This is a genomic window from Lysinibacillus sp. C5.1 (genome assembly GCF_016350185.1).
In the GTDB taxonomy this organism is placed as follows: Bacteria; Bacillota; Bacilli; order Bacillales_A; family Planococcaceae; genus Lysinibacillus; species Lysinibacillus sphaericus.
Genome location: NZ_CP066226.1, coordinates 2,262,437 through 2,276,152, shown reverse-complemented (window position 1 = coordinate 2,276,152; position 13,716 = coordinate 2,262,437). Strand labels below are relative to the sequence as shown.

Annotated in this window: 16 protein-coding genes; 4 read left to right on the top strand and 12 right to left on the bottom strand. The window is 34.3% G+C overall.

The window, feature by feature from the left end:
• Nucleotides 1-8: 8 nt before the first annotated feature.
• The 7 genes from I5435_RS11015 to I5435_RS10985 form a co-directional block, all read right to left on the bottom strand.
• On the bottom strand, nucleotides 9-980 hold the full coding sequence (locus I5435_RS11015) for an alpha/beta fold hydrolase (RefSeq protein ID WP_337983815.1): 972 nt from the start codon (nucleotides 978-980) through the stop codon (nucleotides 9-11).
• Between the two features lie 253 nt (nucleotides 981-1,233).
• The gene (locus I5435_RS11010) at nucleotides 1,234-1,443 is read right to left on the bottom strand and encodes a DUF3955 domain-containing protein (protein WP_024364146.1); all 210 of its coding nucleotides are present in this window, start codon (nucleotides 1,441-1,443) and stop codon (nucleotides 1,234-1,236) included.
• Nucleotides 1,444-1,463: 20 nt separating this feature from the next.
• Nucleotides 1,464-1,679, bottom strand: a complete 216-nt coding sequence (locus tag I5435_RS11005; RefSeq protein ID WP_025219586.1) for a DUF3955 domain-containing protein — start codon at nucleotides 1,677-1,679, stop codon at nucleotides 1,464-1,466.
• Nucleotides 1,680-1,685: 6 nt separating this feature from the next.
• Nucleotides 1,686-1,898, bottom strand: coding sequence for a helix-turn-helix domain-containing protein (locus I5435_RS11000; RefSeq protein WP_024364144.1), 213 nt, complete (start codon nucleotides 1,896-1,898; stop codon nucleotides 1,686-1,688).
• Between the two features lie 10 nt (nucleotides 1,899-1,908).
• Entirely contained in the window at nucleotides 1,909-2,352 is a 444-nt protein-coding gene (locus I5435_RS10995; RefSeq protein WP_024364143.1) for a DUF2975 domain-containing protein, read from the bottom strand.
• 14 nt (nucleotides 2,353-2,366) lie between these two features.
• Nucleotides 2,367-3,143 (bottom strand): ABC transporter permease, encoded by a 777-nt coding sequence (locus I5435_RS10990; RefSeq protein ID WP_337983814.1) that lies wholly within the window; start codon nucleotides 3,141-3,143, stop codon nucleotides 2,367-2,369.
• Complete coding sequence (locus I5435_RS10985) at nucleotides 3,140-4,039, bottom strand: ABC transporter ATP-binding protein (RefSeq protein ID WP_025219588.1); 900 nt, start codon at nucleotides 4,037-4,039, stop codon at nucleotides 3,140-3,142. The genes I5435_RS10990 and I5435_RS10985 overlap by 4 nt, the downstream gene beginning before the upstream one ends.
• A 276-nt stretch (nucleotides 4,040-4,315) precedes the next feature.
• On the opposite strand from I5435_RS10985, the gene I5435_RS10980 reads away from it, so the two are divergent.
• Together I5435_RS10980 and I5435_RS10975 are read left to right on the top strand one after the other, a co-directional pair.
• Entirely contained in the window at nucleotides 4,316-5,203 is an 888-nt protein-coding gene (locus I5435_RS10980; protein ID WP_024364140.1) for a multicopper oxidase family protein, read from the top strand.
• A gap of 413 nt (nucleotides 5,204-5,616) precedes the next feature.
• Nucleotides 5,617-6,576, top strand: a complete 960-nt coding sequence (locus tag I5435_RS10975) for a hypothetical protein (protein WP_024364139.1) — start codon at nucleotides 5,617-5,619, stop codon at nucleotides 6,574-6,576.
• Between the two features lie 357 nt (nucleotides 6,577-6,933).
• Here the strand turns inward: I5435_RS10975 and I5435_RS10970 are convergent, their stop codons facing one another.
• The 3 genes from I5435_RS10970 to I5435_RS10960 form a co-directional block, all read right to left on the bottom strand.
• Nucleotides 6,934-7,860 carry a DNA/RNA non-specific endonuclease gene (locus I5435_RS10970; protein WP_337983813.1) on the bottom strand — a complete coding sequence of 309 codons (927 nt, stop codon included), beginning with the start codon at nucleotides 7,858-7,860 and terminating at the stop codon, nucleotides 6,934-6,936.
• A gap of 297 nt (nucleotides 7,861-8,157) precedes the next feature.
• On the bottom strand, nucleotides 8,158-8,931 hold the full coding sequence (locus I5435_RS10965) for a hypothetical protein (RefSeq protein WP_337983812.1): 774 nt from the start codon (nucleotides 8,929-8,931) through the stop codon (nucleotides 8,158-8,160).
• A 358-nt stretch (nucleotides 8,932-9,289) separates the two neighbouring features.
• Entirely contained in the window at nucleotides 9,290-9,745 is a 456-nt protein-coding gene (locus I5435_RS10960; RefSeq protein WP_337983811.1) for a GNAT family N-acetyltransferase, read from the bottom strand.
• A gap of 495 nt (nucleotides 9,746-10,240) precedes the next feature.
• Here I5435_RS10960 and I5435_RS10955 point away from each other — a divergent pair, with 495 nt between their 5' ends.
• Nucleotides 10,241-10,495, top strand: coding sequence for a hypothetical protein (locus I5435_RS10955; RefSeq protein ID WP_025219591.1), 255 nt, complete (start codon nucleotides 10,241-10,243; stop codon nucleotides 10,493-10,495).
• A 922-nt stretch (nucleotides 10,496-11,417) separates the two neighbouring features.
• On the opposite strand, the gene I5435_RS10950 is transcribed toward I5435_RS10955, so the two are convergent.
• Complete coding sequence (locus I5435_RS10950; RefSeq protein WP_337983810.1) at nucleotides 11,418-11,966, bottom strand: hypothetical protein; 549 nt, start codon at nucleotides 11,964-11,966, stop codon at nucleotides 11,418-11,420.
• 207 nt (nucleotides 11,967-12,173) lie between these two features.
• On the opposite strand from I5435_RS10950, the gene I5435_RS10945 reads away from it, so the two are divergent.
• Nucleotides 12,174-12,368, top strand: coding sequence for a hypothetical protein (locus I5435_RS10945; RefSeq protein ID WP_024364133.1), 195 nt, complete (start codon nucleotides 12,174-12,176; stop codon nucleotides 12,366-12,368).
• Nucleotides 12,369-12,647: 279 nt separating this feature from the next.
• Here the strand turns inward: I5435_RS10945 and I5435_RS10940 are convergent, their stop codons facing one another.
• A complete protein-coding gene (locus I5435_RS10940; protein WP_024364132.1) occupies nucleotides 12,648-13,700 on the bottom strand; it encodes an HNH endonuclease domain-containing protein in 1,053 nt (350 codons plus the stop codon).
• Nucleotides 13,701-13,716: the final 16 nt, after the last annotated feature.

Here is a 13,716-nt window from a genome sequence, read left to right as displayed (position 1 = left end):
TTTCCTCACTATTGTTCAACCATCTCCTGCAAGAATTTTTGGGTTTCTTCATAGATTTCAGTAGAATGGTACAAGTAAATACTGTGCTTGCTTTTTATTTGAATTACAGTTGAAACGTCTAACTGCTTTGCAAAATCCTGATAGTCTTTTAGTGATGCTTTAGCAGCTTTAGAATTTTTATCAAGGTAAGCATCAATAAATAAAATTGGGGTTGTTTTGGGAATAGGTAATGCGGCAGACTTTTTACTATTATTTACGACATGTAGCATTTCTTGTTCCATATCGTTGTTGATGCCCTGTTTATTTGAAATCGCCTTAAATATTTCTTTTTCTTTTGAAGTCAGAAAATCTTTCTCTAAGACGGCATCGTTATATGCTAAATTCGGAAACACTCTTTGGAATCCTAATTCACTTAAAGCATTCCCTATTTTCATAAAAGTCTTTTCTGCGAAACCTACGGGATGTTTTATATATTGAGATGGTAAACCAATATCTAACGCCACAATGGCTTTTACTTCTTTCGGATATTTCTGCGCCCAATAGATGGCTTCGATTCCTGAAATAGAGTGTGGTACTAAAATATAAGGGGGCTTATTCCCACTTTTCATTAGTGCCTCCCTCGTTTGTTCTAGTATTACATCTATATCCCGATTGTCGTTAAATACATCACTATACCCATATCCCGCTCTTTCCACAACGGCAATTTTATCTTCTTTTGAAAAATGACGATACAAGCTTTTTAATTCATACATCGGTGCTGCTACTGCTGAGCCAGCCATAAATACAAATGTATCATTGTCCTGACCTTCAGAATAAACATTCATCTTCTTTCCGTTAAAATCGATTAGTTTGCCCGTATTATTCTCTAATAACAAACTTTCTTTATTTTCTTTGAACTTATGGAAGCTAAAGACAGAGACGCTAAGCACAAGCAATAACATACAGAAACTTACTGAAAACCACTTCATAATTTTTTTCATTTTCTAGTTGCCCCTTTCAATTATAGATACAAGGTTAAAGTAAAAAAATATAATTCTTATAAACTTTTGATGATTTTTTGAATTTAAACAGTCAATAAACTAAATTTGGGCACACATCAAAAAGTCACGAATGTTTTTAAATTAACGCTTCGTGACTTTACTAATAAACTATATAGTTAAACAAACTTAGCTTTTGTGTGAATAAAAAATAGACAAGCATGATGAAATATCAGCTTGTCTATTAGCATTTATTTTATTGTGATGCTTTTTTGGCGTTTGAAATAATCGTAATAATTAATGCCACGACACCCACGAAAATCAGCAACGCACCTACTGGCGTTAAGAAGAAGTATGGCTCGTCTATCATGCCATTTTCCTGTACTGTGACAGGCGCAAACTTTGATGCGATTAATAATATAATCCCTAACACAAGGGGTACAACAGCAAAAATCATTTTTTTCATAAATACTTTCTCCTCTACTTTTATCGGTTTTTTATGTTTTTCTTAATCGTTGTAATAGCCATAATCATCAATGCAATGACACCGATAAAGATGAATAGCACACTTACTGGCACTAAGAAGAAGTACGGCTCATACAGCATGCCATCTTCCTGTACACTGGAAGGTGCGAACGCTGACGCAATCATCAATATTACGCCTAGTATTAGTGGAACAGATGCGACGATTATTTTTTTCATATGACATCATTCCTCCCCTTTTTCATAAGCTAAAAGATCACCAGGCTGACAATCTAACACTTCACAAATTTTATTTAACGTTGAAAATTTTACTGCTTTTGCTTTTCCCGTTTTTAAAATCGACACATTAGCCATCGTAATGTCAAGTGCTTCTGATAATGCTGTCACCGACATTTTTCGTTTTGCTAACATGACATCGAGATTGACGATGATTGCTATAACTCCCACCTCAAATCGTTAATTTCGCTTCTTCCTCTAGCTGTATCGCCTGTTGAAATACATTCGCTAATACACGTAAAAATACGGTTAATGTTACTGCCATTCCAAAAAATAATAAACAAAATGAGAAGATAATTGTCGTAGCTTGCTCACTAATAATGATGTAAACAATGCCAATTGCATACAGCACAATCTCACTCATTGCTAAATAACTCATGTATGTAAAATGTTTAACATACTGTTCACTAAAGAGCTTTTTAGTAATTCCTGAGCAAATTTTCCAAGCAAACAATAACGCTAGATAAAAAGGGATGGCAGTTACCCACATAAATAGCATAATCGGCATACCTTCAATTTTAATTGCCATTTGGGGCACAACTAAGAAACAAAATAATATACCCGAAAATGCAACCATTATAATCAGAAACTTTAACCACATTGCTAACTTCTTCATATTGCCAACTCCTTTTACAGTATGTCGCGCTTTTTAAACACCACACTTGCTATGACTAACATGACAAGCAGATGTATAACTACATAAAGAAAGGACGTTGTTAACGTAAAGTGCTCTGATAGCATATTCGTTTTGTTTCCAATTAGCGGGTTAGCATCCAAATCTCTTAAACTTAAATGCTTAAACACAACAACATCCGAATATTTCTTCAACACAATTGTCATAATGTTAACGATATTACCCTGTAATAAAAATATAAGCATTGTAATTGTTACAGGTAGTATTGTTGTGGTAAACAAACTCGCAAGCATAAGTGCTAACGTAATATAGAAGACGATGGGCATAAACTCGTACATGATAATTTTAAGCAGTATGGCGAGTGTAAAATCATCTGCCATCCAACCGAAACGTAAGCCTCCTACAAGCATCGAAACCAGTAGTGCCGTAACTATAAACAGAACAACGGTAATCAGGATTGCAAAATACTTGGATAGCAAAATAGCTACCCGCGTCTTTGGACGAATTAATAATTGCTTAATCGTACCTTGCTGAAACTCATCAGCAATCGACTTTACCATTAACGAAATGCTAAATATCGTGACAAGCATCGCTGTAATCGTAAAGTTGAAATGAGAAAATGTTACATAGCTTGAAAACCTCTCCGCTGGTGGTAGCCAATTTTTAATAATAAAGGCAGTCGCTACCTGCAACGTAAGAAGTACCGTTAAAAACACGCTCACATTCTTTTTTACGAAAATTTTCATTAACTCATTTTTGATTAAATTAATCATGAAGTTGCCCCCTTGGTAATTTCTAAAAATTCATCTTCGAGTGTTTTTTGCTTGGGAATAACCTCATAAATCGCAATATTGTGTGACACGAGCTTTGCAATAATGGCGGCAACCTCTACTTCATCTGCTGTTACCTCAAATGATGTGTCACTTATAATGCGGCAGTCTATTAGCTCATCAATGCCCTCTGTTTGTGTCGTTTTAATCTGCACACGATGCTCGCCCGCCTGTTTTTCATGTAAATTGTGCTCTTTAATAAAGGTGCCCTTATTAATAATGAGCACACGGTCACACATTAGCTCAATCTCACTTAATAGGTGGCTTGATACAATGACCGCTATTTTTTCCTTCTGTGCAAGCTCGCGTAAATACTCCCGAATTTTGCGAATACCGGCAGGATCTAAGCCATTTGTTGGCTCATCTAAAATTAAAACTTTTGGTTGATGTAACAAGGCTTGTGCAATCCCTAAGCGCTGCTTCATACCAAGCGAGTAGTTTTTCACAAGCGCGTGTATAGATTCTCCTAAATCTACGAGCTGAACTATTTCATCAATGCGCGCCTTCGAAACTTTATGATTCGCCATATTGGCAAAGTGCATTAGGTTTTGTCTACCTGTCATATATCCATATAATTCAGGGTTCTCTACAATTGCACCAATATTCATGAGCGCTTTTTCTCGCTCTGTAGCAATGCTATGGCCACAAATTTGAATATCTCCTCGCGTCATACTAATTAGCCCTGTAATCATTCTGATTGTCGTTGTTTTTCCACTGCCATTCGGTCCTAAAAAGCCATAAATCTCGCCCTCTTTTACCTCGAAAGTTAAGCCATGGACAATTTTTTTATCGCCGATGCTTTTTTGCACGTCGGTTAATTTCAATACGGTTTTCCCCATCTGTCAACCACTCCTTTTGATGTTTTTTATCGTAATATAAAACAAATTACATTGCAACAAAAATATATCGTAAATCAATAAATTTATATTCCTTTGCAACAAAGTAATATGACAGAAAATTATATTTACTTGTTGGAATCAAAGAATGGTTTCATTTTTCTTTAAATTTGACTACCGTATTTTTAGGCGTAACAGGTTGTATTAAATCAATATATTTTTGAATATAATGTAGCGTTCTTTATTGTTTACAAATCAAAAATTTAAAGAGGTGTTTTTATGGTCATAACACCGGATATTTCTACTCTAGAATATACGATGAAAAATGGTATTAAATATTTCGAATTAGTGGCAGAACCTGTAAATCAAGAAATACTGCCGGGTGTTTTTATTAAAGGTTGGGGATACAACGGTAGTATTCCAGGACCGACCATTCAAGTTTATCCAGGGGACTATATCAGTATAAGAGTAATAAACCAACTCCCTGAAGCTACCAGTATTCATTGGCACGGGCTGAACGTTCCTAACGTCATGGATGGTGTCCCAGAGGTAGAACCTTCTCCTAGAATTGAACCAGGGCATTATTTTGATTATCACTTTCACATAAATAACCCTCCTGGAACCCATATGTATCATTCTCATGTGAATGTTGCAAAGCAAGATATGCTGGGATTACTAGGGGGGTTCGTTATTCTGGATCCACATGAAATAAATGTGAATAAGGACTATCTATTACTTATGCAGGAGTGGAGTCTTAGTGGATTGCAAAAGGGGGAAAAAGTCAAAACTGGTCAATATCATCTTAATCCATTTGCGATGGAATTTAACATGTTTACGATTAACGGAAAGAGTTTTCCATCTACCACACCTATGGCAATAGAATATGGTGATATTGTTCGTTTAAGGTTAGGAGCCATACAGATTAATCATCATCCTATGCATATTCATGGCCATCAATTTTTAATCGAAAAATCTGATGGTAACTCTATAGTTAATAATAGAATATTTAAAAACACTATTTTAGTGGCTACTGGTGAAACTTGGGATGTGATATTTAAAGCCAATAATCCAGGTATATGGCCATTTCACTGCCATATCGCACATCATGTTTCTAATAACTTTACGGATGGAACAGGTGGGATGTTCACTACCTTAGTATACAAATAGTAAAAAATATTTATAGACAAGCCCATTTTTTTAATGATATCTCTCTTTCAATTAAAGCCTTCATCATCTCAATATTTTCTAATCCCCCCTTCTCGTGGCGCCCAGCAAGTCGCCCACGAGCTTTTGTCACTCCTCGCCCCACCATTCTTCAACCAAATGCCGCAAATGCTTTAAATTTCATCTTAGATTTATTTTACAATCTTCTGTCTTTCTATAGTTATACATCCTCCACCTACTAAGTTGAACGTTTACTAGCTTTGATTTTTCAATTGTTTCAGGTGATTAGCATATAGACAAAACTACCATTCCTAACTAATTAAACAAATAATAGACTACTAACTACACGTTACTCTTCTTATTTCATATCCTATAGTATCCTGGCAAATAAACTTAACTTACCAGGTGAATCTGATATGAAGGGAGGTAAAAAAATGGGATATTTAAACAAAGATAATGGCAATCAAAATTTTAACAACTCGCTTAAACATTGCAATTGTCAGAATCATTCTAACTGCTCTAACCGTTGTTCAAAAAAATGCTGTCACCAATGCCAGCCTTGTCAATGTTCATGTTGCGGAAATGTAGGCGGAGGAGGTCCTATAGAAATAAATATTTTCGGATTTAATACGTCTGGTTTTACCTATGTCCTTAGCCAAGGCGGAAAAAGTATAGAACGTGCTGTATCATTTAGTGTCTTTGGGATTGATTTCAACTCTGACGGGATACTTCCGCACCCTCGTACAATTTCTGGAATAGTCAGAAGAGATGGAACTATTCCCTCAGGATCAGTCGGTTTCACTGTCTCTCACGCCCCAAATACGGGGACATACAGAGTTATTTTCACTAAACCTTTTTCCATCGTCTCTCCTGATCAAGAACCTACTTTAGAAATAATACCTGATCCAGTAAACGTACAAGTAGGTAGGCCTGGATTCGGGACAGGAGAAGGTGTTACAGATGTTATTTCAGGAATAATCAGCAGTGAAGGGGCTATTTTGGATGGAACAACACTTGAATGTAGTCAAGAGTATGCGTTTACAGTAGAAAAAAATGATTGTCAACCAGGCTTTTATAGAGTTAGGTTCAAACCTGAGTTACAAGTAAGGACGCTGCTTAGAGGTGGGATTGAAATTAGCATTATAGATTTGCAAGTTCAATCACCTGGATGTTGTGCGAATAACTGTTCATGTAACCGTAAATGCACATGTCGCTCTTCTTCTAGTACTGGCGAAGTATATAGTCAAGGGATTGATCTGCCTTTTGTTGATAGAAGTGGTTTTATTTATAGACCTTATGAAATCACAGATGTTGGAAAGGTATATGTCGATTTACCGGTTTCCTTCTCTGCTCTACTAATAAGAGAAGAATCTTAACCGTATTTACTCTTAAAACGTATAGAAACCTTGTTAAAGATGATATTAAAAACATCATTTAAATAGGTTACAGTGAACCCTTTTATATTTCAATTTTTGGAAAACACTAATACTGGAAGTAAATCAATATAAAATACAAGATGTCTGGTTCCTAAAAAATACAGAGGTATTTTAGAACCAGACATTTCAATCTATTCATATACTACCTACATAGTCGCTTTGACAACTTCAACATTCAGCTAGACGAACTCAAAAATCATTGAGTTTGTCTATAGCCTGATTAGCGCTCATTATTGAGCACTATTTTTATAAATCGTCCAAGGACAAGCATGTTTTTTATCCTCAAGTTCAAAAAGCTTATTCACCTACCAAACCGTCGTTATCACGGTCTTGCATATATTTGTACAACCAGTGTTCACGAGTTATTGGCATGCTATAACCTGCTGCTTTTGCTTCTTTAATCGTCACTTGTCCATTTCCATCTGTATCAACACTCGAAATATCTTCAGTGCCACTCGAAGCATTGGACTTATTCGAACTTGTTGAGTTAGTAGATTTAGTTGATTTACTTTCAGTTAATCCGAGAGATTTATTTATTTCATCAGGGTTACCGTTAGCAAACTCATCTACAATTTTATTCCCTTTTAAAGTGTAAGTGTACTTGTAATGAGAAGGAATCTGCGTTTCCTTATTAGGATATGTAATAATAGCTTCAAAATTAGTAGCTCCACCAGCTTTACGAATAGCGTCTTCCATATATGCTTGATCACCATGTCGATTAAGGGTGCTATTTTGTGGCGTAATATTATAAGCGTTTGATACCCCACCAAGGGAATCTGCAATAATATGTCCTTCATCTAAATCTGCTCTTTCTACACCAGGAACTTTTGCTTCATCCGCGTAGTATCTGCCAGCTGATGTTACGGGTTCGGTACGGTCATCTTGTAGAACGATTTCGTCAGCAATGACACGAACCAATTGCCCTGCCTCATTCGTAAATGCATAGTAATGGCGGTCCCCAAAGCCAATGTCAACGACGACGTTAGGTTCGCGATGTCCTGACAAATCGCCACCATCCACTTCAATCAGTTTGTACCCTTTGAACAGTTCATCTTTTGTTTGAGTTGCTGTATTTTCTGATGCTGTTTTTTCTGTTACCGAAGTTGTTGTTAATTCTTGTGAATCTGTTTCTTTCACTGTAACGGATGCATCTTCTACGTTCGTACAACCAACAATAAAAATGGCAGTTACAAGTAAGATTAAATAGTTTATTCTCTTTTTCATTATGGGACTCCTTACAATTGTTTTTTCTGAACATTCTAGAACTCTATTAACATTGTTAACCTATTTATAATAGCATATTACAATATTCATTTTATTACAGTAGATACAATTTCAATTTAAGAAAGTAGTGCACCCCGATGGTTTTTATTTTAACTCAAGGAAAATTTACTCTTTTTCCCTAGAAAAAAACACCTCCAAATTGAAATTAAGATAGTTACACCCAAATTTCAATTGAAAATGCTTTTTTGTCTATCCCTATTTTCGAGTCAATTCCCATTGAGTGGTCTTTTTTCTAGTCTATTCTTCAACTGGCTTCAATAGATTGGCTGGAATAAAACCAAAGTTCACATCTCCCACCATCAAATAACCATTGATCTCAATTCCTGGTGAATAAAAGACTGTTCCCTTCAACTCTTTACCATAGTATCTTGTTATCATCGGACCATTATATTGTTCTGTATCTTCTGTTAATATATACGAGCCTTTATTTCTTGTTTTCTTTTCAAAAATTCGAATATCAGTGCTATCGAGAATACCTGTACTGCTTACATCTCCACCTTCAATGTCTCCAATACAATAATGGTAATTGAATTTACCATTGTCAATAGATACTAATGATACTTGTGGTCTACAAACCTCTTCTCGATTTCCAACTCTAAAAAGTGTGCCATATTCAATGAAAGTATCCATACCATTCGTTTTCACACCCTGATGATTAATCATGACATAAGCTGGATTATTATAGAATGATGAACGTATATCGATCGGTACTTCTTTGAAAACTACCAAATCCGTTGCTTGTACCCGATATTGCCCCATTTGATAGAATGTTTTGCCATCATATTTTTCAATATCATACGTTTTAAAAAAGTTATTTCGCTTAACCAATAAAGAATCAAACGTACCATTTGGATTTTTCTTATATACTTTTATGTCTTTTTTAAAGGTCATTTTTCCTGTTTGCCCTTTTACAACTTCTGCTCCATCATACATCACTTTTGCTTCTGATTTTGTAGGATTTACTATCACAAATACACATACTACTAGTAACAAAATAAATATTTTTTTCATCATTCTCCCCTAACTGTTTTATTTCAAACAAACATAATATCTCATTATTGTATACCAGTAATCTAATATCTACCAATGGATGTTAATAGCCCAACAAAAGTTGCGTGTTTTTACCTAACTTATTTTATCCATAATCATTCAAGCCTATTAAAATACCTATGCTATTTGTTTTTGTTTAAAAAATGACTTGCTAAATTGCTCGTAAAACATCCTTCCTTAGATACTTTTCTTTACTATACCATGTGCTACTTTTCTTCATTTCGCTATTTTTGATATCCCCTTGCCAATAAACAACCTGGCTCTTTAATGAAAAAAGCACTTTCCTTATTCCAGGAGAGTACTTAACTGCTTAATAAAACTATATTAGATCTTTTTTAAAAGAAGTTATGGATAGGCGTTCTGTTATACTTATTTCCTCTGTTTTTGAAAATCCATTTTTCAAATAGAAAGTCACTGCTGGTGTATTCTTGGATCCAGTGGATACTATTATTGTTTCCAATCCTTCATTGTCGTTTTCAATAAAATCCAATAATATCTTGGCAATTCCTTTTTTGAAATGTTTAGGATGTACCATTAACCGATGTATATCGATTATACCATTCTCTACTTTTATAGAAATGACGCCGCATAATTCTTCTTTTACGTAATAACCAAAAAATGTCTCACCACATTGTTGTAACGTGTAAACTGTATCTTTCAATGGCGGTATATCATAAAAGTCTATTATTTCCGCTTCCACTTTATATGAAGGTATTTGAATGTTTAAAACTTCTTCAGCAAGTTTAAGATTAGTTATATCGATTTTTTTAATCAAATTTATCCCCCTTTAACTTTTTCTACTTTAATTCTAATAGCACCGGAGTTTAAGTAAAAGTCTTTTGAACCATCTAGAAATGGTCGATTGAAAAGAAATAGCACATTGGCTACTTCATAATCTGACTCAAAATATTTCTTACTCTATAAATTGTCGCACTAGATAATAGATAATCTCACACGCTTCCCAATTGCACGCATACTATCCCCTTCTAACAATCTATGAAGGACTCCAACCTCTCTATTCCCTTCTCAATAATTTTCAATCCACTGAAGTAAATACTCTTTCGTTACTTTAAATTGCCCTTGTTTGTGACAACGCTGTGGCTTTTTTAATGTATAAATAACCTTAATTTGAACAAATTATTATTGAGTGTATCGCACGCACTTATTAGGTTGTGGCGTTGGTTGACCGTCACGACCTCCCTTCTTTACATAAAAGTTTCTAGGGATAAGTAAACCTCTTCTGAACAAACTAATTTGAGGAGGTGAAAATATGTCAAAAAATCGAAACAAGAACCAAACTATTGACCAAATTAGACAAAAAATCCAGCAAGCTGAAGCTAACAAAAATCAAGCTTCTGGTCGTTTTTTTAATCAAAATTTTATGAATACAACGAACAACGTAGAATTCGGAACTGAGACTGATGCAAAACAAGTACGACAACAAGTCCAAAATGCGGAAGCAGACTACATCCAAGGAGCTTCTGGCCCTAAAGCAAATTATGGATTTGGAAATAACTTAAATTAATTGTTTATCCGGCAGATTTTCCCTGTCGGTTTTTGATTTAATTTCCCCAATTTTTGTGGACTATTCAATAGTCACCTCTGCTCTTGAATTATCCGAATACATTTACGAACAAATAACGCAGTTACTTGGCTATCGTCATGCCATATAACCTTACTAAGACCGTCTTTCCCCCTTTAATGACTACTTCTTTTTCCATTATTCCGGGTATACCTATGAGAAAAGGTGCTGTTTACCTACATGTCTATAATCAAAATCCATATTGTCTGATTTTAACTCGAAATTTTCAATATATTGTAAGGGCGAAGTTTAGATTTAAAAGTGAAACAAACATCACTATACGTATCATAAATTGTAATTATATGGTTCCTCAAGCTTCCTTTAGGCACATCTCAAGGAAAGTCTATTTATATGTTACAGCCATTCAGAACAAGTGGAACGAACAGTCCTTCTTTAAAATAATTTCTCACAGTGTCTAGTACTGTTTTCTATAAAAAAAAGCGACAAACACTGACTTAGCAGTATTTGTCGCTGTTTTAAGTGTTACCAAGCTTACATTTGGGACCATTTATTTCATTGAGTCTGAATAGGTATGCATCTGATTTTTGATTGTTATTTTTTATTTATAAACCTTCATAATGAAAAAATAACTAAAACATCAGAGATATTCTAAAATAAAGAAAACCTGTTCTTAAAGGATAGGTTAATGCAAGTTCTTTTTAAAGTTCTAATAGCTCTTGTTTCCTTATAGAATCGAAATCTTGAAAAGGTATAGGAATCGTTTGTCTAGCGAAAAAGCTTCCCATTTCATACATTGTTTCAGATTTAGCTCCATCTTATGGAGTTCTTTCCCCACCGGCATCATTGTTAAATCCAAATGTTCCCCGGCTCCTTGTCCACACTTAAATATGACTTACTAAAAAAATCATTCTTCAAAAAAATCTGTTGAAAAAAATGGTTCTATTCCAACTTCTCTAAATAAAAATTTTATTGGATGTCCACCATGAGCCAAATTGCTGTTAGGAATTAAAATCTTCTCCCGAAGTTTTTTAAAAATATCTGAATTGATTTCAGGAAACCATTCTTCATAGCTTAAACCTTTATCTTTTTCAATTAAGATTAAATATACTACAATATATTCATACATATAAGGAAAGTCTTTTTCAATATGTTGATAACAATCTAATAGCGAAGATAAATAAGACTCTAAATTGTAAAAATCAGTATCTATTCCATCATCATATTTTAAACGCTCTTTCTGTGGTTTAAAAGCAAAAGACGATTTACTATACCAGTTACCTAACATAGATGTAAAAAGTAATATCGCATATTTATCATTAATTAGGAGGTTTCCAATGAATACTTTTGTTTTTGGAGCTCTTGCATTAGCGGCAGCTGCGTTTGCTTTTGCTGCATCAGCTGATGCTAGGATTAAAAATTTAGAAAAACGTATAGAAGAGCTTGAAAATAACAAGTAATTTCTTTAATACATAATAGATTTATAGAGCGAGTTTTTGTCGCTCTATTTTCGTTTAATTCTCATATTGTTCATTAGTTTACTGGAGGATATGAGGACATTACAGAGTATCAGATAGAATATTTTTACATATAACCCCATATATGTTACCCTTGAATAAGTTCTATTATTTCAAAAGAATATACATAAAAAGGAGACATACTCGTGTCAAAAATTCCGATTTCATTAAAATTGATGATTGGTATTGGTATCATTATTATGCTTACTTCACTGTACTTTTTACAGGACCATCCGTATTATCAATGGATAAGATGGACAGGTAACATTTTATTTATCGCAGGAATTGTATTAATTCCATTTGCTAAAGAACCCAATAAAAGTAATGTTAAAACTAGATAAATTTATAAACAGGCTGGCTATGTGCAGTCTGTTTTATCTTTGCATAATATTCCCTCCTTCCTTACTGAACAATATCTTTCAATTACTCACCTAGCCCACCTACGCTAATCTGCTCAAGCTCTTTCTCAATGCCTTAGTTCTCTATAATCCTTGCATCCTTTGCATTTGAAAAATAATGTGGTTCTGCTGATTGATTAGCCTAATAATAAGATACCTTATCTCAATATCAGAAACTATGCCCCTGTCGTTAATACAATCACCGCATAAAAAATTATATGCTTAAAATCCAACATCATATTCAAATTTAGGTTGCCACTTAGCTCTACTTAGAGACTTCGCAAAACCATATATAGTATTTAAAAAGTTTGCTCTTTGCTGCGGGTTTTTCCCTGTTCGCATTATTATCGTTTCTTTTAGCGGATGATTACTTTCGATAAGATACTCATTACGCTTGTACAATCGTTGTAAAAGTTGGTCTTCAGGTAGTCTAGCAAACTTCCCATTAGCTTCGCCTCTATTGCAATCCTGACAGCTTAGAACTAGATTCCATACACCATTTAGATCTAAATCATGGGTACTGTTGAACTGTGTTGAGAGTGGCACGAAATGGTCTATGTCACAAGTATTCAATTGGTTACTTTCAATTGAAATCGGTCTATAGCAATAGAAGCATTTTCCCTTTTGATACCCGTTTAACGGCTTTCTAGCAGAAGTTAGATTGATTCTTTCATGAGACAACATGAACTGCTGTGGTGTCATAGGCTTTATAAAGAAAAACTGCTCAAGGTCTGTATCAAACTGAACTTCTAGTTTTGGATTTCGTTCAGTCCATGCGTTTTCAACTAAATTCCATCTACCTTCAATTTCACTGAATATATTTTCTTTTTGGGAGCTTTCATTCAACAAATAGATGCTATCGGTCAACGTAATTCCTAAAGTCTTTCCTTGGATGGACTTCTCATAAAATCTTTTATCAAGCTCACCATTAGGAATATTATGAAAGGCATCTATTACATTGTTAAACCCTACTTTTTCAGTAACTTCAAGTAACTGTTCCCACGTAATTTGGTTTTGATAAAACAAATCCAAAGCACTAATAAACTTAGATGACTGACTTGTTATTTGTCTTTTCCCATTTCTAATATGCTCTAACATATACTTTGCAAATATAGGGGATAATTCTTCTAAGCTCACAAAACTTTTGTTACTCTCGCCTAATTCAAGTAATGTTTTAGCGAAAGCAAATTTATAAGTTGCAACATTCCTACCAAACAAGTAAATCGAGCGAAAATTCGATTCTAAGGTATTATCATTTTCTAAGTAATTATTCATCTAAACACTCCATTGA

Bases quoted from the DNA above. Each gene is read 5' to 3' on its own strand.
- I5435_RS11015 (WP_337983815.1), bottom strand. From the start codon at position 980: ATGAAAAAAATTATGAAGTGGTTTTCAGTAAGTTTCTGTATGTTATTG.
- I5435_RS11010 (WP_024364146.1), bottom strand. From the start codon at position 1,443: ATGAAAAAAATGATTTTTGCTGTTGTACCCCTTGTGTTAGGGATTATA.
- I5435_RS11005 (WP_025219586.1), bottom strand. From the start codon at position 1,679: ATGAAAAAAATAATCGTCGCATCTGTTCCACTAATACTAGGCGTAATA.
- I5435_RS10995 (WP_024364143.1), bottom strand. From the start codon at position 2,352: ATGAAGAAGTTAGCAATGTGGTTAAAGTTTCTGATTATAATGGTTGCA.
- I5435_RS10990 (WP_337983814.1), bottom strand. From the start codon at position 3,143: ATGATTAATTTAATCAAAAATGAGTTAATGAAAATTTTCGTAAAAAAG.
- I5435_RS10985 (WP_025219588.1), bottom strand. From the start codon at position 4,039: ATGGGGAAAACCGTATTGAAATTAACCGACGTGCAAAAAAGCATCGGC.
- I5435_RS10980 (WP_024364140.1), top strand. From the start codon at position 4,316: ATGGTCATAACACCGGATATTTCTACTCTAGAATATACGATGAAAAAT.
- I5435_RS10975 (WP_024364139.1), top strand. From the start codon at position 5,617: ATGAAGGGAGGTAAAAAAATGGGATATTTAAACAAAGATAATGGCAAT.
- I5435_RS10970 (WP_337983813.1), bottom strand. From the start codon at position 7,860: ATGAAAAAGAGAATAAACTATTTAATCTTACTTGTAACTGCCATTTTT.
- I5435_RS10965 (WP_337983812.1), bottom strand. From the start codon at position 8,931: ATGAAAAAAATATTTATTTTGTTACTAGTAGTATGTGTATTTGTGATA.
- I5435_RS10955 (WP_025219591.1), top strand. From the start codon at position 10,241: ATGTCAAAAAATCGAAACAAGAACCAAACTATTGACCAAATTAGACAA.
- I5435_RS10940 (WP_024364132.1), bottom strand. From the start codon at position 13,700: ATGAATAATTACTTAGAAAATGATAATACCTTAGAATCGAATTTTCGC.